This window comes from Pseudoalteromonas piscicida (genome assembly GCF_000238315.3).
GTDB classification, from domain to species: Bacteria; Pseudomonadota; Gammaproteobacteria; order Enterobacterales; family Alteromonadaceae; genus Pseudoalteromonas; species Pseudoalteromonas piscicida.
In genome coordinates this window covers 2,322,322-2,344,744 of record NZ_CP011924.1, presented here as the reverse complement: position 1 = coordinate 2,344,744, position 22,423 = coordinate 2,322,322, and the positions used below count along the sequence as shown (strand labels likewise).

The 22,423-nt window shown below is 41.9% G+C and carries 16 protein-coding genes and 2 pseudogenes; 10 read left to right on the top strand and 8 right to left on the bottom strand.

Going from position 1 to position 22,423, the window contains the following annotated elements:
• Entirely contained in the window at positions 1–690 is a 690-nt protein-coding gene (locus PPIS_RS10845) for a 2OG-Fe(II) oxygenase (RefSeq protein WP_010374737.1), read from the bottom strand.
• Between the two features lie 144 nt (positions 691–834).
• Between PPIS_RS10845 and nhaD the strand changes: the two genes are divergently transcribed.
• Positions 835–2,283, top strand: a complete 1,449-nt coding sequence (nhaD, locus tag PPIS_RS10840) for a sodium:proton antiporter NhaD (protein ID WP_017216469.1) — start codon at positions 835–837, stop codon at positions 2,281–2,283.
• A gap of 58 nt (positions 2,284–2,341) precedes the next feature.
• Here nhaD and PPIS_RS10835 read toward each other — a convergent pair whose 3' ends face one another.
• Both PPIS_RS10835 and PPIS_RS10830 read right to left on the bottom strand, forming a co-directional pair.
• Entirely contained in the window at positions 2,342–3,352 is a 1,011-nt protein-coding gene (locus PPIS_RS10835) for an ATP-dependent 6-phosphofructokinase (protein ID WP_010374740.1), read from the bottom strand.
• 145 nt (positions 3,353–3,497) lie between these two features.
• Positions 3,498–3,893 (bottom strand): MmcQ/YjbR family DNA-binding protein, encoded by a 396-nt coding sequence (locus PPIS_RS10830; RefSeq protein ID WP_010374742.1) that lies wholly within the window; start codon positions 3,891–3,893, stop codon positions 3,498–3,500.
• 605 nt (positions 3,894–4,498) lie between these two features.
• Between PPIS_RS10830 and PPIS_RS10825 the strand changes: the two genes are divergently transcribed.
• Complete coding sequence (locus PPIS_RS10825) at positions 4,499–4,690, top strand: hypothetical protein (protein WP_081629149.1); 192 nt, start codon at positions 4,499–4,501, stop codon at positions 4,688–4,690.
• Between the two features lie 25 nt (positions 4,691–4,715).
• Here the strand turns inward: PPIS_RS10825 and PPIS_RS10820 are convergent, their stop codons facing one another.
• Positions 4,716–6,953, bottom strand: coding sequence for a putative bifunctional diguanylate cyclase/phosphodiesterase (locus PPIS_RS10820; RefSeq protein ID WP_010374743.1), 2,238 nt, complete (start codon positions 6,951–6,953; stop codon positions 4,716–4,718).
• A gap of 264 nt (positions 6,954–7,217) precedes the next feature.
• Positions 7,218–9,887: pseudogene (locus tag PPIS_RS10815) on the bottom strand (insulinase family protein).
• A gap of 286 nt (positions 9,888–10,173) precedes the next feature.
• Here PPIS_RS10815 and sixA point away from each other — a divergent pair.
• From sixA to PPIS_RS10790, 5 genes are all read left to right on the top strand, one after another.
• Positions 10,174–10,635 (top strand): phosphohistidine phosphatase SixA, encoded by a 462-nt coding sequence (gene sixA, locus PPIS_RS10810; RefSeq protein ID WP_010374744.1) that lies wholly within the window; start codon positions 10,174–10,176, stop codon positions 10,633–10,635.
• Between the two features lie 556 nt (positions 10,636–11,191).
• On the top strand, positions 11,192–13,495 hold the full coding sequence (locus PPIS_RS10805) for a TonB-dependent receptor (protein ID WP_010374746.1): 2,304 nt from the start codon (positions 11,192–11,194) through the stop codon (positions 13,493–13,495).
• 83 nt (positions 13,496–13,578) lie between these two features.
• Positions 13,579–13,878, top strand: a complete 300-nt coding sequence (locus PPIS_RS10800) for a hypothetical protein (RefSeq protein WP_010374748.1) — start codon at positions 13,579–13,581, stop codon at positions 13,876–13,878.
• Positions 13,879–13,905: 27 nt separating this feature from the next.
• Positions 13,906–14,559 (top strand): HAD family hydrolase, encoded by a 654-nt coding sequence (locus PPIS_RS10795; RefSeq protein WP_010374750.1) that lies wholly within the window; start codon positions 13,906–13,908, stop codon positions 14,557–14,559.
• Positions 14,560–14,726: 167 nt separating this feature from the next.
• Complete coding sequence (locus PPIS_RS10790; protein WP_010374752.1) at positions 14,727–15,566, top strand: DNA ligase; 840 nt, start codon at positions 14,727–14,729, stop codon at positions 15,564–15,566.
• Between the two features lie 80 nt (positions 15,567–15,646).
• Here the strand turns inward: PPIS_RS10790 and efpL are convergent, their stop codons facing one another.
• Together efpL and PPIS_RS10780 are read right to left on the bottom strand one after the other, a co-directional pair.
• Positions 15,647–16,216, bottom strand: a complete 570-nt coding sequence (gene efpL / locus PPIS_RS10785) for an elongation factor P-like protein EfpL (protein WP_010374753.1) — start codon at positions 16,214–16,216, stop codon at positions 15,647–15,649.
• Positions 16,217–16,299: 83 nt separating this feature from the next.
• Positions 16,300–17,631 carry a tetratricopeptide repeat protein gene (locus PPIS_RS10780; RefSeq protein ID WP_010374755.1) on the bottom strand — a complete coding sequence of 444 codons (1,332 nt, stop codon included), beginning with the start codon at positions 17,629–17,631 and terminating at the stop codon, positions 16,300–16,302.
• A gap of 302 nt (positions 17,632–17,933) precedes the next feature.
• Here PPIS_RS10780 and PPIS_RS10775 point away from each other — a divergent pair.
• From PPIS_RS10775 to PPIS_RS10765, 3 genes are all read left to right on the top strand, one after another.
• Positions 17,934–19,114, top strand: a protein-coding gene (locus tag PPIS_RS10775) for an IS3 family transposase (protein ID WP_096040897.1) whose coding sequence is annotated in 2 segments (ribosomal slippage) — positions 17,934–18,192 and positions 18,192–19,114 — 1,182 coding nt in all. Because the reading frame shifts where the segments join, the coding sequence is not laid out codon by codon here.
• A gap of 965 nt (positions 19,115–20,079) precedes the next feature.
• Complete coding sequence (locus PPIS_RS10770; protein WP_010372407.1) at positions 20,080–20,322, top strand: hypothetical protein; 243 nt, start codon at positions 20,080–20,082, stop codon at positions 20,320–20,322.
• A gap of 130 nt (positions 20,323–20,452) precedes the next feature.
• Positions 20,453–20,998, top strand: a complete 546-nt coding sequence (locus PPIS_RS10765) for a hypothetical protein (RefSeq protein ID WP_010372406.1) — start codon at positions 20,453–20,455, stop codon at positions 20,996–20,998.
• Positions 20,999–21,646: 648 nt separating this feature from the next.
• Here the strand turns inward: PPIS_RS10765 and PPIS_RS10760 are convergent.
• Positions 21,647–22,192, bottom strand: a pseudogene (locus PPIS_RS10760) (glutathione S-transferase C-terminal domain-containing protein); the annotation flags it as partial.
• Between the last annotated feature and the right edge of the window lie 231 nt (positions 22,193–22,423).

Genomic DNA, 22,423 nt, shown 5'->3' with positions numbered 1-22,423 from the left:
TTATATGTCTATTGTTCTAAACCACCCCGTTACAGAAAGTCGCGGCGCTTTTGCAAATGGCGCGACGTAAGTCACAGAATGAATTTTACTTACATCAAAAACCACCAGTGAATTGAACTTAGGTGCATAACTTTTAGTGGGTGTGCCATCGCGTTCAAAAAATTGCAGTAGCCCGCCCCAGTCAGGGTGCCAACTTTTGCTTAGGCTGAGTACATAAGCATAAACCCGGCCCTCAGCTTCAACAATGTCATTATGTCGAGTTAAATACTGACCACCAATAAATCGTGTTGCTTGGGCAGAGGTACGGATAATGTTCTGTCCAGAGATAGCAGAAAAACAGGACTGTACATCGCTACTATTGAGGTTATTGTATAGCCTTTGCAGAGCGTCAGGGCTTGTGGAGTCTATGGAGTGGCGGCCATACATAAAACCAACACCACGTGATGCATAGCTATGTATATCTTCAAGCAAGGCTTGCTGCTCTTGCGGTGTTAAGGCAAGAATATCACTGTCTTTGACTGACTTGGCTGCTCCGTTATGAAACAGTGCGAGCTGGTAGTCGAGGTTACAGAGGCACTCATGTAGTTGTTGAGCGTTTGTATCGTCTAGAATATTTTCAATCCGTGCAAACCCATCGTTGCTCAATTTTTGCTGTAATTCTGTTTGTTGTTGCTGCGAAAGTTGAAGCATAAATACCTACTGCTGATTATGGCCTGTTTGTACTAGTGTAAACAGGATGCCTTAGACTTCAGTCCAATGCTGATTACTTTTTATCTATGCTAAAGTGAGTTTGGCTGAAATGCCATCCCTCTGCACTCATCGATAGGCAAAAAAATGAAAATCAATGGACTACTGCTATTCTGTTGCGCATGGGTCATATCCGTGATCCCATCACCAGCCTTGGCGGCTCAAGGCACCTTAGATCTTACCAGCTCGACACTCGGCTTGGTTTGTATTGTTGTCTTCGTTTTAGCATACGCACTTGTAATGCTCGAAGAAAAACTTCATATGCGAAAATCAAAACCAGTGCTTGTGGCGGCAGGCATCATTTGGCTCATGATTGGGGCGTATTACGTTAATCAGGGACAACCCGATGTTACCGAGCACGCATTTCGGCATAATTTGTTAGAATTTGCGGAGTTGATGTTGTTCTTGCTCGTTGCGATGACTTATATCAACGCGCTAGAGGAGCGCCGCCTTTTTGATTCACTACGAGCGTGGATGATCCAAAAAGGCTTTAGCTATAAGAATCTATTTTGGATCACTGGATTCTTATCCTTTTTTATCTCTCCAATTGCAGACAATCTAACAACAGCCTTACTCATGTGTGCCGTGGTGATGAAGGTGGCTGATGGTGACAAAGAGTTTATCAATCTGAGCTGTATCAATATCGTGATAGCAGCCAATGCTGGCGGTGCATTCAGTCCCTTCGGTGACATTACCACTTTGATGGTATGGCAAGCCGGTATGGTACATTTCAGTGAGTTCTTAGCGCTATTTGTTCCTTCGCTGGTCAATTACATCGTACCAGCACTCGTAATGAGTTATTTTGTGGCGGATAGAAAGCCGAGTGCAGTTTACGAAAGAGTAGAGCTTAAACGCGGCGCTTTAAGAATTTTAACTTTATTCCTTCTGACTGTCGCAACCGCTGTGCTCTCACATAGTTTGCTGCATTTACCACCGGTCCTTGGCATGATGATGGGCCTCGGTTACCTACAGTTTTTTGGTTACTTCCTAAGAATGACATTACCGGGGTCATTAGCAAGAAAGCGAGCGATGGCGGAAAGAGAAGGGGATCAAGAGCGTCTCGAGAAGTTAGGAAGTGTTGTGCCATTCGATGTCTTTAGCAAAGTTTCACGCGCTGAGTGGGATACCTTATTATTCTTCTACGGTATCGTTATGTGTGTAGGAGGTCTTGGGTTTCTCGGTTATTTAAGTTTAATGTCAGAGATATTATATGGTGAGTGGTCTGCAACCTATGCCAACGTATTCTTAGGGATTATTTCCGCGGTCATCGATAACATTCCTGTGATGTTTGCTGTGCTGTCAATGCAACCTGAAATGTCACACGGTCATTGGTTGTTGATCACGCTCACGGCTGGGGTAGGGGGGAGTTTACTTTCTATTGGCTCTGCGGCAGGTGTTGCGCTCATGGGACAAGCTAGAGGCTATTATACTTTTATGGGGCACTTAAAATGGGCACCCGTGATTTTGCTTGGTTATATCGCGAGTATTTTATGTCACCTGTGGCTTAACGAATCTGCTTTTAGCGTGTTTGGCTAGCGCTTACGCAAGACGTAGTGAGAGTGAATAATTAATATGCGCTTCACTCTCACTACGTTTATTGCTCGGCGAGGTAGTGCTGATATCGTTGTACCCACTCCTGTGATACTGGTTTATCCATATTCAGCACCTTCTCGACTTTAGTAATTACAATTACACCATGTATTTTTCCTACCATAATGGGCGTCGTAATATCAGTGTTTGGTTTGATGCTACCATTAATCACTTCCACTGCCGCTACTCCTAATTCCGTGGCGAGCATTCTATCTTCAACAGATGGTGCCCCACCTCGTTGAATATGGCCTAACACGCAAAGTGCACAATTGATATCGGCATTGCTATTTAACTCTGTTTTAAGCGCTTGAGCGCCGCCTGGCCATAAATTTTCGGCCAGTATAATCAAAAAGCTACCGTGTTGATGTTGCTGCTCTATGGCATTTTTGAGATGAGCTAAGACCTGAGAGGTATTCTCTACCGTGCAGTTTTCAAATGAAATGATAGCCTCAGCACCTGTCGCAATGCCCACATGGTAAGCAATATGCCCGTTATGACGACCCATCACCTCGGTGATAAAAACTCGCTCAAAGGCATTTGCGGTATCGCGGATTTTATCTATTGCGGAGGTGGCAGTATTGATGGCTGTGGAGAAACCAATGGTGTTGTCACACCCTGAAAGGTCGTTATCTATAGTACCGGGAATACCAATTAGCTGACCTTGCCAGTGAGCTGCCAGCGCCTGCATTCCTCTAAACGAACCATCACCACCAATCACAATAAGTACGTCGATATGAAGCTTTCTCAGGGCGTTTGCGGCTTGAAGTACGCCTGAAGGTTCTAGCATCGCAGGGCAGCGGGCGCTTTTTAGAATTGTGCCACCAAGTTGGGTGATATCGGTGACGGAAATCGCACTTAGCTCGGTGTACTCTTGATTAATTAGACCATTGTAACCATGAAAAAAGCCAAAGCACTGAAATCCAGATCTCAAGGCACTTAACGTGATAGCCCTAATCGCTGAGTTCATACCCGGCGCATCGCCGCCACTTGTCAGTACTGCTATCCTTTTCGTCATGTCGTCACTCTATTATTGCTAGGTTATTCTTTTTGTATACTACCAGAGTGATTTGAAGACAAGTTGATCGACATTAAAGATAGAGATTAATACGAGGATATAGAAAGGTAAAACGGCATTTAGGTCTACCTAAATGCCGTTTTAATTAACGTTGCGTGACTTTGCTAGCAAGTTCTTCACGTTGTGCGGTCGGTAGGTTATCTACGACGATTTGATAAGAATCATCGATCATTTTCTTTATTTCGTCTTCTGGAATAGTGCCATCTAAGATGACTGTGTTCCAAAGACGCTTATTCATGTGATAACCAGGCACAACAGACGAATACTTGTCTCTAAGCAATAATGCTTCGTCAGGGTCGCATTTTACATTTAACCACCAAACAGGTTCACCATTTTCATCTACTTGCCCCTCTTTCCCCTCAGTTAGAGTTGCAAACATTTTATGCTGAACTTTGTACACATCTACGTCTTGCGCAAAAGGCTTAGTGATAAAGGTTGCAGGCTTGGCCTGCAAATATTCATGTACGCTTTTCTGATCCATAGCCCGTGTCCTTGAAGTAACAGTTAATACTACATGAGAGTAAGTTTAGCAGCTCTTGTGATAATACTGTAATCGTCTATCAGTAAAAACTATCAGAAAGTCTATACTATGGCGTTATAACGCAGACAATTATTGAATAACTGACCGTTTTATATCGGTTTAACTCACAGTTGACGATTAAAATAAGTACAGTGTGTAAAAGCACTAAAATTTCAGTCGTCTACAATATTAGAAAAGCTAACTTTTAATTTCCAGTTAAGGACTAAGTTGGCTTCACAAATTATGCTAAAAATACACTCATAACCTAAGTGGACTAAGCTAGGAAATCATTGCCAGTTGACCGTAAAAAATTTCCCACTTCTCTCTGTTTCCCAAATTAGGAAAAGTTACGGCATAACATCCCTTGTGCAATGCTATACCTCTAAACAGTCCGCTATTAAATTAAATAATACAAAAATATGCAACAATAATTTCTTCATTGATTAAATATTAAACGTTGTGTAGACTCATCGGCCGCATTAGTAAATAGTATCGAAATGTGATGTTTCTTTCCTAATAAAGAATGTTTTAGTTTTCTTATTGAATTAAAAAACCGAGGAGTATCAGTGGCTTTTGGAATAATTTCAGCTTTATGTGCGATGGTAATGTATCTTCAAACTCTATGGACTGGAATGCCAAGAAAACGCTGGTTAAGTTTGGCTGTAGTAACAGGTCCCGCGGCGTTAATTCTGTTTCGAGTGCACTATCGCAGAGCGTGGATGCGTCGCTGCGCAAATTTAGTTAGTTGGAAAGCGTAAAGTGGTTAGGTCAAATTAAGCTAGGCTATTGCACGAGTTGTAGGTTTGGCTTTTCACTTGGGATATGTTGCTTTAAAAATTGTTCAAATTCACTGCTTGAAAGCGGCTTTGAATAGTAATAGCCCTGAACTGTTTGGCAATTTAGCTGTTCTAAAATATTGAGTTGTTCTTCATTTTCAACCCCTTCCGCAACAACGTGAAGATCCAAGTTATGCGCGATCGTGACAATAGAGTCAACCATGTTTCTACCGCGCTCGTTACCCATATCATCGATAAATGCCTTATCGACCTTGAGTGTATTTAGCGGAAATTGCTTGAGATAAGCCAGTGACGAATAACCAGTACCAAAGTCATCCATGGCTAAGTGTATCCCTCTAGCACTAAGTGAGCGCATTATCGAAATTGCTTCTTTTGGATCGTCCATCACCGTTCCTTCTGTGATTTCTAACTCAAGAAAATAAGAAGGAAGTTGATTTTTTTGCAAGATAATGTCGATACGAGTGGTGAGATCCGGTAAACTAAACTGTTTTGCTGATAAATTAACCGCAACTCTACCATTGAACAGTCCTTTATCAATCCAGCGCTTTACATCACGGCATGCTTTGTCTAAAACGACTTCACCAATTTCGATGATCTGTCCGGTTTCTTCTGCGATAGGGATGAATACACCAGGACTTATCACCCCCTTTTTTGGGGTAATGAAACGGACAAGCGCTTCCATGCCAACCAGCTCGCCAGTTTTAATATTCATTTTTGGCTGATAGTAGACAACGAAGTGATCCTCTTTGAGGCCATAGCGCATCAGGTTTTCAATTTGCAGACGCTTAACCGCTTGCTCGTTCATGGAATCATTAAAGAATAAATAATGGTTACCCTTTTGTTTGGCATGATACATAGCGGTATCTGCATTTTTCAGCAGACTTTCAGGAGACTTACCATCTTCAGGGCACAGTACAATTCCAACAGAAGAGGTGATCACTAACTCGTGATTAGCAATTTTAAAAGGTGTCGCAATCGCTGCTAGAAATTGTTTTGCTGTACGTGTAATCGTGTGAATATCATTGGTGCCTGAAATCACCAGCGCAAATTCGTCACCACCTAGTCGGTAGAAGGTATCTTGTTGGCGAGCAAGTTTATTTAGCCGCATTGCCAGTTTCGCAAGTAGCGTATCACCTAACTGGTGACCTAGCGAATCGTTGATCTTTTTAAAGTTATCTAAGTCAAAGACAAGTAGGGCATGGTGCGTCCCTTGTAATGACAACTTTTGTAAATTGGTAAAGAACAAGTTGCGATTGGGAAGACCTGTCGTACGATCGCGATTAGATAAATTGTGGAGTTGAGACTCTGCTTTTTTACGCTCGGTTAAATCAGAGTACACAACCACATAGTTACTGATCTGACCGTGGTTATTTTTAATTTCATCAATCGTAATTTCGATAGGTAAGAGTACATCTGCCGCATTACGCAGTTTGAGCTCTTCTTGCCAATGCTCTGTTTGTTTAAGCTGAGCCTTTACTTGAGCAACAAACTTATTGTCATAGCCTGGTAAGCTAAAATGTTTATTCAGATAGTGTTCCCGTTGACCACCAAATAATTTAAGGTAGCTTGGATTTAGGTCGACTTGATTATAGTGCTTGTCGTAAATTGCGATTGCGTCAGTCAGCGACTCTACGCATTTTGCAAACAGGTTTAGCCTTTCCTCGGTGCTTTTAAAGTGGCTGATATCGCGAACCGTACCTGTCATTCTTAGCGGGTTAAGATTGGCATCTTTCTCGATAATTTTGCCTCGGTCTAACACCCAGTGATACTGGCCTAGTTCATCTTTAATACGATAGCTTGCTTCGAAGAATGGTGTCTTTTCTGCGAAGTGCTGTTTCATCAGCTTTTCTACGATTAATAGGTCTTGTGGATGGATCCTATGCTGGTTGGGGATGACGCTGCCAGGCTTCGCAGAGTTCATGCCGTATTTGTCGTTGATCCGAACAATTTCACCTGACTGAATATTCCAGTCCCACAGCGTATCGCCACTGCCTTCAATGGTACTTTTAAATCGTTGTTCTGAGTGCTTAAGTTGAAGAGTGGATTTTTTGAGTTGGTGATTTGACCAAACTAAGTAAGGAATGCTGAGCAGAGCAATCACGCATGGTACGAGCCAAGCTAACTGTGCACCTGTTAATACACTTGCGTCACTGGCGTAAATTACATGCGGAGTCAGTGATAAAAGTAGTGCATTGATTGTTATTGTTTTTATTTTTAGGCTCATATAATGCGTAATTCATAACTGCAATCTCTAATCTAAATCAAGCCATTGTAGTAGTCAAAAGGAAAACGTTGATTAAGGGGAAATTCAGGTTAATTGCGGTTTTTCACAACAGCGAAACAAAGTTTCAGATGAAATTCATTATGCTAAAGAGTGTGATTGCGTATTTTTTGAACTTTGATTAGGTTTCAAATGAATGGACTAGGTGAGAAAAGTCTTATTAGTCATTCAAAAGTTTGATAAGCACTCCTTGCTTACACTAAAACGCTAATTACACTTTAAAATCAGTCGCGGAGCATTTGGCTCTAACATTTTATCTATATAAGTAAGGATGTCTTCTAATTCCAAGTCGGCCAAAGCTTGGATTAATCTTTGCTGCATATCAAACTGGTGGAAGTCATTGGTAATTGAAATCCACAAACGCTGCGCCCTTAGCCTTAGATTTTTGTCTTGCTCCGATATATGTAGCAACAAGCTTTCTTTCGAACGTTGCCAACTCACTTCATCGAGCTGATGCAATTGTTTGGCAAAGTGCTTAAGAAATTGGTTGTGTCGTGCAAGTAGGTGTCCACTATCAAAGTTGGGAGATTGAATATAAAAAGCGATACCTGCACGTGTATTGAATGGTGCATACCCAGCGCCAACTAAATAACCAAGTTGTTCCTTCGTTCTTAATTGCTCAAAATAATCTTGATTAACGAGATTATTAATCGCCATCATGGTGACTTTTTCTTTAACGGAATCGGTACGTGATTGAAAATATTCAATGAAGGCATAATCACTGCCTTCGCGTTCGATATGTTGTTCCGTTAATTTCATCAACTCGTTTAAGGGACGTTTCAAATCTTCTAAAATTTCGCTACTTGAAAATAGCCCGTGCACTGATGTTTTTAATTTTTCAGCATGTTTTAGTTGCCAGTTGCCATGCATGAAAGCTTTGACATGAATGGCTGAAAAAAACTGCTTTCGAAATAGTTGAAATTCGTTAAAACTGGCACTTTTAAGTGCGCAGGCTAAGTCTTCAGGACTTGGGTTCCAGGGCATCAAATGGGCACCAAGTCGGCTAAACAGTTCGCTAACAGGCTTATTCTTATTGTGATTCTTCCAATGGCGGATAAGTTACTTTTTATATTCCGCAAAGCGAGCTGCATGGATTGGTTGATTCAGTAGCGCCTCGACTAGCTCTAAAACCAAGGTGATTTGATTACCAGTAAGCCCTGCGGTGTGAAGTGTTAAGCCACCTTGATGGGAATTAATATGATAACTAAGGCCGGCTAATTCTGCGCTATAAAAACGCTCAGCGACCGCATCCATAAAGAGATCGGCAAACAGGCGAGAGAGTGCCATATGCTTGTGACAAGTGACGGACGGGGCGGAATCTATTTCGAGATAAAAATGTCCTTTGGTGACTCTAAAAGTCAAATCCTGCTTAAACCAAAATTCAAATCCAGGCTGATCAGCTAGACGAATAGGCGTATCCTGTTCACTCTCTACATCATGAAGTGGGTTTTTCGCGCTGAGGTATGGATTAATTAGTGGTAGCGACATTTGTGGCAAAGGCATATGCACATTATAGAGCGACTCAATCCAATCTTTGGCTATTGGCGAGACACTGTATGGCGTGTTGTACCATTTAGCTTTTTTATTTACCTCCACATGAGGGTGGATAAGCACAAGGCGCATATTAGTAGGGCACAAATGCATCAGTAGTTTTTCGTGCTGCTCTTGAGAAAAGCCATCCATGCGATAATCACCATAGAGAAAATCTTCTTCTTCATAGTGGTGCATATTAACGCTGATTGAATTTACCCAGTCTAACATACGGCCGACTTCTTGGTTATCGAACGCGATATCTAGTAAAGTGCTTTTATCTTGATAAAGGCGTGGTAGTGCAGCGGTATTTTGCTTAATTAATGCTATGTACTCGAACAGCATTTCCACTATGTCTTCATAGTATTCAATCCCTTCATCGGTAAGTGCAAAGCTGATATTAAAATCTCTGAAATTACTACCCGTGATCCCACCACCAGCCGATAGTGCATTAATCCAACCTTGTGACTTGAGGATAGAATACAGTGAGCCTTTACCTTCATACCCTAACAAATGGGCTAAAAAGCTCACGCTTTTATGGCGGTATAAATCGGTAGGGTTGGGCATAGCAAAACTGACAATAAGTTTTTGCATATGTTTTCTAGGCTTTATTTGCAGTTCTAGCTGCAGGTCTTGCTCTCGGTACATAGGCGCTTGGATCGCTGGTTTTTGCGCTTTGCTGCCAACAATTTTTGTAAAAGGTGAGCAAAAGGTCGCAAGTGTAGCCAGCGGTTGTGGTGCAGCTATCACCAAAGTCATCCATTGGGCCTGATAGTATTGATTGAAAAATGCCCGTAATTCACTGGTAATATTACCATTACGATCTGCGAGAGTGTCTCGGGTACCAACAGAAAACTTGGCAAAAGGATGCTGAGGATTGATGGTTTCTTTATGAACTTGATAGATGCGACGGCCATCATCTTTGATTTTCATCTTAAACTCGGCATCGATGGCTTCACGCTCTTTTTCAGTATCGCTCTCGCTCAGCAGTGGAGACACAAAAAATTGGCTAAAGCGTTCTAACGCTTCGTCTAGTTGTTCGGCGTCGCAGTCAAAATAATAGCTCGAGTGCTCGGTACCGGTCCACGCGTTGCTCTGGCCACCATACTGACTAATAAATTGCGAAAAGCCACCTGAATCAGGGTGCTCTGCAGTACCAAGGAATAGCATATGCTCCAAAAAGTGCGCCATCCCTTGACGCGTTTCGGGGTCGTCAAAGTGGCCGACATTAACTGTTAATGATACGGCGCACTTAGCAGTTGAATCGTCATTGATCAACAAGACTCTAAGACCATTGTCCAGTGTTAGTAATTGGTACTGCCGACTATCATTATTACTCAGTTTCAATATGCTGCTGCCGATAAATTAGTTAAAAGATAACTGAAGGTAATTAGAATTTCATTTCATGTTAATCCTTCATTTGTTTTAATATAGCGAACAAACCAGTGAGATAGCTACCGGTTTAGAAGAAAATAATGCCAAGCTGCATATATGAGTAGTCAGCAAGCATAAGATCCCGGGTGTGAGTGGCGCAGAAGGGAAAGGCCATTAACGACAATAGGTTAAACGTGGATCTCATCATGCATAAGTCCGCATATATGTAGGGTGATATAAACAGAAGGTGCTGAACAGTATGAAGACTATCTTGATTATGCGTCATGGTGAAGCTGAACCCATGCAAGCCGACGATGCAAGCAGAAATTTAACCGAACAAGGATTACAACAAGCCAAGGATGTAGGTGAATGGTTGAAACAATATTTTGAGATAGACGCTGCACTTGTGAGTCCCTTCGTCAGAGCACAACAAACCGCGGAGCAAGTGCTTGCACTTCAAACGCCTAAATTTGTTGAAACCTGTTCAGACATAGTACCGAGTGGATCAGCACACACAGCTATCGATTATTTAGAAACACTTATCTCTATGTATCCAGCACACCAAACCTGGATTTTAGTCGCACATATGCCAATAGTTAGTTATTTGGTAGACCGTTTGTGTCCGGATACAATGCCTATCTTCTCAACTGCCGCGGTAGCTATAATTGAATACAATGAACAGACTGGCCGTGCTGAATTCACATCGATGCAGTTACCTTAAGCCTTTTATTTATAAGTGGCATAGAAAGGCTAAAACTTCCCTTTAATCGGTCTAATGTCCTCTTTTTAATTTTGTTTGAACTTTATCATTACACCGGTGTCATATCATTGGCATTGCAATCATGGTTTCCGATATGGCCAATACGTTTGTTTGGGCGCAAATTTGTATTGTTTAGGTAACCGGCACAGTTTCGACCACTGTGTTATGGTTCTGTTATCGGTAAAGATGGTTTTTTGGAACTTATATACCATTAAGTTTAAAGGACAATTGTCCGCTTTTTTGTGTTTTTTGTTGCTAAATGTTGTAAACTGTCAGCTAACGTCGCTGAAAGTTGCAAAAAATTTGATTTTTTAGTTCGGTTTATAAAGCAAAGTAGAAATTACCTGCTATAATTACCGCCGTCTCGTTCAGCCTTACAAAGTTGTATCGCACTCTCGACTGTAAGGTCCGCGTTATTATATTCAAATCGCGAAAAATTGAACGTTCACGCCAAGTGAAACGGCGCCCAAATTTTAAACCGTTGAACAAAGAGTGCACTAAAAGGTCGAAAACCAACATGAAAGCAATGAAAAGATCTACGTTAGCTACCCTTATTAATGCTACGTTGTTCTCTGCTGTGGCAGGTACTTCATTTTCTGCACTTGCTGAAGAAGAGCAAGCCAAAAAAAATCAACTAGAAGTTATTCAAATCACCGCACGTAAACGTGTTGAAAACGCGCAGGAAGTACCTGTGTCTGTTTCAGCGCTTCAAGGTGATAACTTGAATGCTTACAGCTCAGCGGGTATGGACATTCGCTTTATGAATGCGAAGATCCCAAGTTTATCGGTAGAATCTTCGTTTGGTCGTACCTTCCCACGTTTTTACGTACGTGGATTAGGTAATACAGACTTCGATCTAAATGCTTCTCAACCTGTATCTTTGGTTGTTGATGAAGTGGTTCAAGAAAACCCTATTCTAAAAGGCTTCCCTGTATTCGATATTGCACGTATTGAAGTATTACGTGGTCCTCAGGGCACGCTATTCGGTCGTAACACGCCAGCAGGTCTTGTTAAATTTGACACGGTTAGACCAAGCCAAGAGTTTGATGGCTATGCTGCTGTTTCTTATGGTAGCCGCGGCGCGGTAGACTTTGAAGGCGCAGTAGGCGGCTCAGTAACTGACCGTGTATCAACGCGTATTTCTGCATTGTGGCAGGAACAAGAAGACTATATCGATGTAAAAGCGCCAGGCTTCGAGAAAGAAGATTCTCTAGGTGGTTACAGCGAGCAAGCCGTTCGTGTTCAATTCCTATATGAAGGCGATGATTTTAACGGCCTACTTAACTACCACTATCGTGATTTAGATGGTCGCCCAATTGCATTTCGCGCAAATTTAATTGAAGCTGGCACAAATAACATTAACCCATTGTATGACAACGATGTGGTATACCACGATGCGGCCTCTCGTTCGACGCAACAGGTTGAAACTCAAGGTTTGAGTCTAAAACTTGAGTGGGATTTACCTGAGCATACTGTAACGTCAATTACTGCTTGGGAAAGTGCTGAAATCTATTCTCGTGCAGACGTTGACGGTGGTTACGGTGCTGACTTCCTTGGTTTCCAAGGCCCAGGTATCATTCCATTTGCTTCTGAAACAGCAGATGTTATTCCTGAACATAATCAGTACACGCAAGAGCTTCGTTTATCTAGCAACTTCTCAGGCGATTACAACTATCAGGTAGGTATCTTCTTATTTGAAGAAGATCTTATGATTGAAAGCTACAGCTTCGATACATTTGCATTTGATGCTGGCCTTGGTCAGTACGGTGCACAAAATGGTTATGCTTACCAAGATCAAGATACATCAGCATGGGCGGTATTCGGTTCTTTTGATTACACCGTATCTGATGATTTAAAAGTAACTGCTGGTCTGCGTTATTCTGACGATGAGAAAGAGTTTTACGCCAAGCGTACTAAAAATCCAACACCTTGGAACGGCTCTCCAGACGTACTTGATGGTACTGCTAACCCAAGCGATAGCCACGTAAGTTGGGATTTAAGTGCCACTTACAAGCTAACTGATGACGTAAACTTGTTTGGTCGCGTAGCTAACGGCTTCCGTGCTCCAAGTGTTCAAGGCCGTATTTTGTTCGGTGATGAAGTGACTGTTGCTAAGTCAGAAACTACTAACTCGATTGAAGCTGGTATTAAGTCAGACGTACTTGATGGCCAAGGTCGCGTAAACGCGACGGTATTCTACTATCAGATGGACGACCAACAGCTAACGGCTGTAGGTGGCGGCTCAAACTTCAACCGCTTAGTGAATGCTGATAAAACAACCGGTTATGGTTTCGAACTTGATACCGAATGGGTGTTAACGGATGAGCTAAATGCAACCTTTAACCTAAGTTACAACAAAACTGAGCTTGAAGATAAAAACTTAGCAGTAGCGGTTTGTGCGCAGTGTACCGTGACGGATCCAACCTATATGGTTGAGGGTGCTAACGGTCCAGAAGCTCGAGCAATTTTGGACGGTAACAGCTTACCTCACGCACCTGAGTGGATCGCAAACGCAACACTTCGCTACACCAAAGAGTTAGAAGGCGGCGAGTTCTTCGTATATGGTGATATGTCTTACCGTAGTGAAGTAGACTTCTTCCTATACAAATCAGTAGAATTTGAAGGTGAAGCGTTGTTTGAAACAGGTCTTCGTACTGGTTATATGTGGTCTGAAGGCGATAACGAATATGAAGTGTCAGCCTTTGTTCGTAACCTATTTGACGAGCAAGTGGTTATCGGTGGTGTAGATTTCAATAACAACACCGGTATGCTAAATGAAGCGCGCTTCATTGGTGCTGAATTCAAAGTGAAATTCTTCTAATTCACGCTACAGTGATTATAATAGAGTAACTAAAGCCCGCATTAAGCGGGCTTTTTAATGAAATTTTTATGTTAGGAGTGGATATGTCAGGTTTTTGGAATTATCGAGTGATATATTGTGAAGCAACAAAAGACGAAGCGGCTTTATATCAAATCCATGAAGTGGAATATAACTTAAATGGGAAGGTAACGAATTGGTCTGAAACGGGTGCTGCACCTTTTGGTCGTTCGATGGAAGAGTTGCAAGCGGATGCAGATAGACTGAAGTCAGCTTTCGATAAACCAATTCTAAAAGTAATAAGACAGCCACGAGGCTATACATTAGTTGAAGTTGATAGCGGTGAAGAAGCCACTGCTGAGCCACCAGCAGGGATCAACGGTTAATTAATACAACCAAATTAAGGAGTGTAAATGCGTTTTCAGGCAGTTTTATTTGATTTTGACGGTACATTAGTTGATTCAGAAGCACTCCATTACCAAAGTTGGATGAAGGTGTTAGCCCCGTATCAGGTTACTTATACGGAGCATGATTTTTGTGATGAGTTTTCGGGTGTACCAACGCTTAAAGCCGCGCATATTCTTAAAGAAAGACACCAACTTGCGCCTTCTGCCGGCGATTTATGTGATGAAAAAAATGTCGTCTTTGTGGCAACTGCTGCGGAAGTACTCCCTAGATTGATGCATTTTGCAAAGCAAGTGGTTGAATTAACCTCAACGCGTTGTCCAATCGCACTCGTGACAGGAAGTAGCAAAGCAGAAGCGCTCCCTGTTTTACGACACTATCGGCTATTAGAGTTATTCTCTGTCATTGTGTGTAAAGACGATGTCGAACAGCCGAAGCCTCATCCAGAACCTTATCGCAAGGCGCTTGCTGCGCTAAACATTGCACCACACGAAGCCGTGGCAATAGAAGATACCTACACAGGGTTAACTTCAGCCAAAGAAGCTGGGTTAACCACGGTTGTTGTACCAAACATGCACTCAGCTAAGCAAGATTTAAGTCTTGCTGATCATTCATTTACCGATCTCGAAGCGGTTTTTGACTGGCTTTGCCCTGAAAGCTAATACGGATTGCTATAAAGAGGGGGCCTTTTAGTCAAAGCTTGTTTGATTTTACAAACTTCGATTGTTGTGTAATCTTTAAGCATGAAATTTATTAATTTTTAATATCAGTGAACGTAAACAATGCACCTAGTCGCTGGTATTAAATATCCACTGCAAAGGATTATGCTATGCGATATTTACCATTCTTATTCTGTCTATTATTAGGTTTTTCCAATCTCCTTTATGGAAATGAAACCGACACAAAAATCCAGCTTGCTTCGGTATATCAAGGCAACAAAGATATTTCTAATTATCTTGTTAGTGAAAAGTTCGATGGTGTGAGGGCCATTTGGGATGGCTCTCAACTGCGTACGCGTGGCGGTCACTTAATTAAAGCACCAGACTGGTTCACGCAAGGATTACCTGATACTTGGTTAGATGGCGAGTTGTGGGCTGGGTACAATAACTTCGCTTTTGTGAGTGCGATTGCAAGGCGCCACGCCCCTAATAACGAACACTGGCGTCAAGTGACTTATTATGTATTTGACGCACCAAATTCTACAGAAATATTCTCTCAGCGCCATGAGCGTTACTTAAGCCTACTAAGCCATATTGAGTTATCACACATTAGACCCGTCAAGCAGCTATCATTTGGCTCAGTTGATGAGTTAAACGACTATTATCATGGTGTCTTAAAGCGAGGCGGTGAAGGTGTTATTTTGCATGCTAAAAATGCCAAACACGAAGATGGAAGAACAACCAACGTATTAAAATACAAGCCGTACCTTGATGACGAAGCTATCGTGATTAAGCATTTACCCGGTAAGGGAAAGTACCAAGGGATGATGGGATCGCTATTGGTGAGAGATGAACAAGGTATGGAGTTTAAAGTTGGGTCGGGGTTTAGCGACGAAGAGCGCGCATCACCACCACCGATTGGTAGTCAAATTACCTATCGATATCAAGGGTATACTAAGTTTGGTAAACCGCGTTTTGCGCGATTTTTAAGAGTAAGGCCAAAATTATAGAATGGCACTATTGCAAAGAAAGTTTGGGGATCTTTAGACGCTAGCGAGCACAACGGCTCGCTATCAAAAGTGCAATGGACTTATTCTGCACGGCCCATGAACTTAGATTCAGCAGTGTTGATCTTAATTTTGTCACCGCTTGAAATATGCTCAGGAACTTGAACAACAAGGCCAGTCGTTAATGTCGCAGGCTTTGTTCTAGCACTAGCAGATGCGCCCTTGATTGAAGGAGAGGTATCTTCAATCACAAGCTCTACGCTTGAAGGTAAGTCGATAGAAACAGGCATGCCCTGAACCACGACGATAGATAAACCTTTAGTTGATTCATCGATAAACAATAATTGCTCAGCAATAGACTTTTTATTTAGATGGTATGGCGTGTAGTCTTCATCATCCATAAACACATACTCATCACCATCTACATATGAAAGTATTGCAGGGCGGCGGTTAAGATCTGCAAGTGTCAGCATTTCTTCCGCTTTAAAAGTCTCATCTACTTTAGAGTTATCTACTACATCGTACATACGCATACGGTATAGGCTACCACCAGCGCGACCTTGTGGTACTGAACGCTCAATGTCACGAACAATCATTACGCGGCCGTTATACTCGATCGCGGCATGTTTTTTTATTTCACTTGCCTTTGGCATAGCTTAATTCCTAATACAAATAAAGTTGGCACAATATAATCATTTTTCGGCTTTTTGGCGAGTTTCAAAACTCATTCTGAGCCTCAAATACCGTATAAAGTCGTCATTTCTGAGTACTTGATCCCAAAGTGCTGGTCAAACCAACGGTTGATATAGTCATGCTCGGGCTCAAGCTTGGCACAGCGTAGAATATTTTCGCCTTTATTGCTGCCAAGTGCCTGTCCACAGTAATTTTGCTTCCAAGTTAGCGTAAGATCTTGAGAGAATTTTTTGAGTAGTTCGTCAAAGGTCTTTTCAGTTATCTGTGAAAGATTAAGAAAGTCTGGAGACAGTGGGGTGATATCAAGTTGTTCAAAATCAGCCTGATGCGCACGGGTTTTATTATGCTTACTATCGCTTGCACTGCCTTTGATATAACGATGGGCTAAACTCGCCTCATAATTAACGTTGATATCAAATTTCTCATCGTAGATGGTCACCGGGTAAGTGAACTCTCTTGTGACTTCTACGGTGTGCGTCTTATCTGAGTTATTAGGGTCTGGTCGTTCAACTTCCTGTTGATAATGCTTACGCTGAATATATTGATTGCTAGTGCGGTAATAGTCTGCATCTGCATATAGCTCTAATGAAAGCTGTTGACTGCCATCACTATCAAACCAGAGGCTATTATTAAATGCCGTATTTAGGCTTGAGATAAATGCGCCATATTGTCCTCTGATTGAATTGCCAAAGCGCAAGCCAATATCGACACGATCTCGTATGTTCATCGCAAAATAACGACTTTTATCTTGGTTATCTACACGTAAACGTTTTGAAGTTTGCCACGCTAAACAGTATTTTTCCGTGAAACTTTTTAAATAGAAGCGCTGCCCGCTGACCTGTCCTGCAAGTTCATCACACTTTTTCTGCGCTTGCGTTCTTAGCGTGTCATAGTGGGTACTCATGGCGCTTGCTAATTGCGCATTGCTGATCAGATGGCGATAGTTATGTTCAAACAGCTTAAACTTGTCAGGGTAGGGCGTATTTGATAGCGAGCGGGCTTCGTCGAGTAGCCATTGCCTCGCGTAATCTAGTTCTTCTCTTTGGGTATTTGCCATCGCGCCAGTCGGCTTCATTTGCCATTGTGCTTGGTTCTCTACGATTTCTTCTAGCCTAGTTGCAGCAGCGGTGTAGTTATTTGCTAAGCGCAGCATACGCACATCGATAAGTCCTTTATCTATAAGCTTATCTCGCGCCAGTGTTAAACCTTGTTTCGCTTCAAGATCCTCAGGGTCTTCCGCGAGTGCTTGTGAATAATATTCAGCAGCTTGGCGGTACATTCCCGCTTCGTAAAGTTTATTACCTTTATAAACCAGCGATTTACAGCCGCTAATAGCAGCCAATATTGCAATGATGATGGCGGTTTTCTTGATCATAATATCATTCCATTCGCGCAAAAAGTTCCATAAGCACAGTTATTGATTTTAGTATCCATTCGCTTAACGTACAGGCACACCCGTTCCTAAGCTTTTAACAGGCTTATAATACAGGGTTCTGGCGAAATCTACATCACTGAATTGTTACGATTTTGTTTTGGGAGGTATTGAATCTCGCTGTGTTGGTTTGTTGTCCTCCTGACTGGTTTCGGCGCCCGTCCATGGGTGTAGTGGCATAGTTAATTTGGCCACCCATTAAGAAAGAAATGTTATGCTATTTGCATACAAATTTGGGTGAAAAAATGACGAAATTAAAACGCGCAACCTATTCTGCGGCAATCAAATTAGAAACAGCTCAACTTGTAGTTGACCAAGGCTACACACAAGAAGATGCAGCTAAGGCTATGGGGGTTGGTAAATCAACTGTAAGTAAGTGGGTAACTCAATTGAAGCAAGAGCGGAATGGCCAGACACCCACAGCGTCACCAATGACACCTGAACAAATTGAAATCCGCGAACTTAAAAAGCAAATCCAACGCATTGAATTAGAAAAGGATATATTAAAAAAGGCTACCGCTCTCTTGATGTCCGACTCCCTGAACAATTCTCGTTAATTGAGAAATTAAATCAACGAGAGCGTTACCCAATTAGCGTGTTGTGTAGCGTATTCAATGTGCATCGCAGCAGCTATAAATATTGGGCCATACGGGATACAACGCCTACACCAGAGCAAATAAGGCTAGAAGCTGAAGTTAAAGCCATACATGCAATGAGCGGCGGTTCAGCTGGGGCACGGACAATCGCAGCAATCGCAACGAATAACGATTTTGAATTAAGCCGTTATCGCGCCGCTAAGCTAATGGTTAAACTAAAACTAGAGAGCTGCCAAGTACCACAACATCAATATAAAAGGGGTGGTAATGAGCATCTTGAAATCCCAAATTTGCTAGACAGGCAGTTTGATGTTGTTGAGCCGAATACGGTGTGGTGCGGTGATGTGACGTATATTTGGACAGGCAATCGCTGGGCCTATTTAGCGGTCGTTGTTGATTTATTTGCACGTAAAGTCGTTGGTTGGGCAATGTCGTTGTCGCCAGATACTAGCTTAACGCTAAAAGCGCTTGAACTCGCGTATGAAAGCAGAGGTAAACCAAGTGGATTGATGTTTCACTCAGACCAAGGAAGCCATTATACAAGCTTGAAGTACCGCCAACGTTTATGGCGCTATAAAATTACACAAAGTATGAGCAGGCGCGGAAATTGTTGGGATAATGCGCCAATGGAGCGATTTTTTAGAAGCTTTAAAACGGAGTGGATGCCAAAGGTTGGATACGAAAACTTTAAAGATGCTAAATATGGTGTGAGTGATTATATCAACGGATATTATAACAACGTTAGGCCTCATCATTATAATGCTGGTTTAGCGCCAAATGAATCTGAGGTTAGATACCAAGATTCTAAAACTGTGGCCAAAATTAGTTGACCACTACAGGGCTACGACATACTTTTCTTTGATGCCCAAAGAAAAGTATGCAAAAGAAAGGGCACTCCCGACATCACACTGACTCCTCAAGTAAATCGCCAATATGAACGTCACCGCGGTGTAAGGGACATCCCTGTCCCTGTCACCGCTTTTCACGCATCCATGCGTTGAAATGACTCATTGGCACTTTACTTTCGTGTGTGATGAGGGAGGAAAACGGTGCTGAGAGCTTTTTTGGTGCTTGTAAGTGACTTAGCTGCTTCAGGAGATAAAACCAGAAACAACAGTCAATACCACGCCCGAAAAGCGTAACTTCTCGGCGGGTGAACCGCCTCCCACAAAACGATTCAGACTGTGAGGTAGGAGGCTACGCTGATAGTTTTTGTAACCCTTGCAAACAGCTTCACCGTAAAAATCGTAGACGATCTCACAAGCAACTTATTCCCCCCCCTCCATCACACCCGAAAGGCATAAGCCGATATGCAATGTGTCGACAGGATGTCGGCCAAGTCTTGTCAGGCACAAGGACGTGCCTTACAAGACGGTTGCACTACACTGACTCCTCAAGAAAATTGCCAATATGAACGTCACCGCTGTGTAAGGGCCATCCTTGGCCCTGTCACAGCTTTTCACGCATCCATGCGTGAAATGACTCATTGGCAATTTACTTTCGGGTGTGATGAGGGAGGAGAACTGTGCTGATAGTTTTGTTTGGTGCTTGCAGGCAAATTTGCTGCTTTGAGAGGAACACTAGAATTAACAAATAGAGCTATTTCCCCCATATTCAAGAAAATGCGCAAGTTGCGCATTTTTATCTTTCTCAAAAAATCGTAACTTGAACTTTTAATAATGTTGGCCATGAGTTATCAATTTTGTTAAAACTAAACCAATCATAAAAGTGCGCGATTGCAAATCAGAAATATGCGCGATTTGCGGACTATTAAATTGTTATATGGCCTTAGAGAATGTTTGAAATATCAGGAAGAAAATTCACTATTCAAGTGGCTAGCGACATAGTTCGAAACGGAATCGGTGTCGAACTATGCGAAACAACAAATGGTAAATCGGTCTTCTGTTGCGAAATTTTTAGAAATGACTCTAAGAAGCTGATAGAGTTTTCTGCTGCTGAAATAGAGATACCATTTGAAGCCATTGAACTGTTAAAAAGCACTTTTGAATCGGAAATACCAAAAGAGTTTCAAGACTGAACGGCCAAATAACAAGTCAATTATGTGTGGGACGTCTAAAGCTTGGCTGACGCTCATTCTTCGCTAATTTTAGCCAAGCTTAATACGCCCCATATTGAGGCGTTAAGCCTAAAAATATAGAGGAATAGTTTTGCCGAAAGAATGGATAGATGTGGCTGATACAGCCGTAAAAATTGGCTTAGGCTCATTAATTACAGGGGTTTTCACCTACCTAGGGGTGAAGTTTTCGCACAAATCAGAGCAAAATAAATATCTGCTAGAGCACAAAGTTAAAGTTATAGAACAAATTGCTTCAGAAGCAGAAGAATATTTCGCCGCATGGAATGGTGTTATATATAAGATTGGCGGCATAACGAAGAAGATGGATTTTGACATGGAAAATGTTGACCTTAGTGCGAACCAATTGAAATGGATTAAAGAGAGAGATAAAGCCCTTGTTGATTCTTGGTCAGCTAGACAATCTGTTCAGTCAAAATTAAAGTTATTAAAGGCTGAAAATGCTGTAGAAAAATTTAAAGAGTGTTCATCTCTGGAAACTCAACTCAGAGATATGATGTTTTTTGATAAAGAGTATCCAAATTACAATCAGCTTACTAAGTACCGTAAAGAAGCTAAAAAAGCCCAAAGAAAATTTCAAGAAGAGTTAGCCGAGACTTATGAGAATATACCGGCTTAACACATCTGAACCTTCTCCGGTCAAGTACGCATAACGATTCTTTTTAGCTGCTTTTAAGTAAGCAGCTAATTTGTATTGGCAACGCTTAAACCTGTTCAACTTCGTTATGTCGGTTAGCCGTTAAATCGTTTACGGCAAACACATATTGAGGGCCTCTTATTGCGATCTCATCGCTGCCTAAATCAGTCGATACAACTTATCGTTTAGGGCCACTAGACATTCATCGGTTAACCTTAATCTTGCGCTACTCAAGGGATGGCTTATTCGTCCAGTTAGTTAAAGGCTCAGTTAAGGTGTAAACGATTCAATTCATTGCTTAAATAAATGCGCACCAGTTGGGTGTCTAATCAAGGCCAAAGAGCTTATTACTTCGACAACACTTACCTGTAAAATTCAGCTATTACTGACAAAAGCACAAATAATGCATGGTTTTTCGTGCTTCTCTAGTTAGGTGTTGAGCTCACCCCATTGTACGACTTAGCTTTTTAAAAAACGTTTATCGTCGAATACCGTTTTGTTCTTAAGCATAAAATAAACTAACACCATTCTTTTCTGACATACAGACAATCGGGTTTGATTAAATCTGATTAATCAAACCCGATAGATAAAGCTAACTCTTATAAAACCAAGAATTAAACCAAGGTAAGGTTATGGCTCTAGTTTGTCTTGGGTGTTGGTATCAAAGTCGCTGGCGTCGTGCCTTTCATGAAGCTGCTCATGAGGTTCTCCCCATGTTTTATTTACCATTTTTCCGCGTTTGACCGCTTCTCTTGAGGCGATGAGTCCAGCCCAGCGGATCACGTGTTCATAGCCATTGACGTCTAAAAACTCTGCCGCGTCATATAGGTGTCCTTGGGCTAGCACGCCATACCACGGCCAGATTGCCATATCAGCGATAGTGTATTCATCGCCACAAATATATTCTCTTGTGGCTAGGTGTTGATTCAGTAAATCCAGTTGGCGCTTCACTTCCATCGTGTAGCGGTTGATTGGATATTCGTAGTGCTCTGGTGCGTAGGCATAGAAATGACCAAATCCACCACCAAGTAGTGGTGCAGCCCCCATTTGCCAAAATAACCAGTTGAGGCACTCTGTGCGTTTTGTGGGGTCTTGAGGAATGAACTTTTGGAACTTTTCAGCTAAATAAAGCAAAATTGAGCCAGATTCAAAGATTTTGGTAGGTAAATCAGTCGATACAACTTATCGTTTAGGGCCACTAGACATTCATCGGTTAACCTTAATCTTGCGCTACTCAAGGGATGGCTTATTCGTCCAGTTAGTTAAAGGCTCAGTTAAGGTGTAAACGATTCAATTCATTGCTTAAATAAATGCGCACCAGTTGGGTGTCTAATCAAGGCCAAAGAGCTTATTACTTCGACAACACTTACCTGTAAAATTCAGCTATTACTGACAAAAGCACAAATA

Excerpts from the sequence above, each read along its gene's own strand:
- PPIS_RS10845 (WP_010374737.1), bottom strand. The coding sequence starts at position 690 with ATGCTTCAACTTTCGCAGCAACAACAAACAGAATTACAGCAAAAATTG.
- nhaD (WP_017216469.1), top strand. The coding sequence starts at position 835 with ATGAAAATCAATGGACTACTGCTATTCTGTTGCGCATGGGTCATATCC.
- PPIS_RS10835 (WP_010374740.1), bottom strand. The coding sequence starts at position 3,352 with ATGACGAAAAGGATAGCAGTACTGACAAGTGGCGGCGATGCGCCGGGT.
- PPIS_RS10830 (WP_010374742.1), bottom strand. The coding sequence starts at position 3,893 with ATGGATCAGAAAAGCGTACATGAATATTTGCAGGCCAAGCCTGCAACC.
- PPIS_RS10820 (WP_010374743.1), bottom strand. The coding sequence starts at position 6,953 with ATGAGCCTAAAAATAAAAACAATAACAATCAATGCACTACTTTTATCA.
- sixA (WP_010374744.1), top strand. The coding sequence starts at position 10,174 with ATGAAGACTATCTTGATTATGCGTCATGGTGAAGCTGAACCCATGCAA.
- PPIS_RS10805 (WP_010374746.1), top strand. The coding sequence starts at position 11,192 with ATGAAAGCAATGAAAAGATCTACGTTAGCTACCCTTATTAATGCTACG.
- PPIS_RS10800 (WP_010374748.1), top strand. The coding sequence starts at position 13,579 with ATGTCAGGTTTTTGGAATTATCGAGTGATATATTGTGAAGCAACAAAA.
- PPIS_RS10795 (WP_010374750.1), top strand. The coding sequence starts at position 13,906 with ATGCGTTTTCAGGCAGTTTTATTTGATTTTGACGGTACATTAGTTGAT.
- PPIS_RS10790 (WP_010374752.1), top strand. The coding sequence starts at position 14,727 with ATGCGATATTTACCATTCTTATTCTGTCTATTATTAGGTTTTTCCAAT.
- efpL (WP_010374753.1), bottom strand. The coding sequence starts at position 16,216 with ATGCCAAAGGCAAGTGAAATAAAAAAACATGCCGCGATCGAGTATAAC.
- PPIS_RS10780 (WP_010374755.1), bottom strand. The coding sequence starts at position 17,631 with ATGATCAAGAAAACCGCCATCATCATTGCAATATTGGCTGCTATTAGC.
- PPIS_RS10770 (WP_010372407.1), top strand. The coding sequence starts at position 20,080 with ATGTTTGAAATATCAGGAAGAAAATTCACTATTCAAGTGGCTAGCGAC.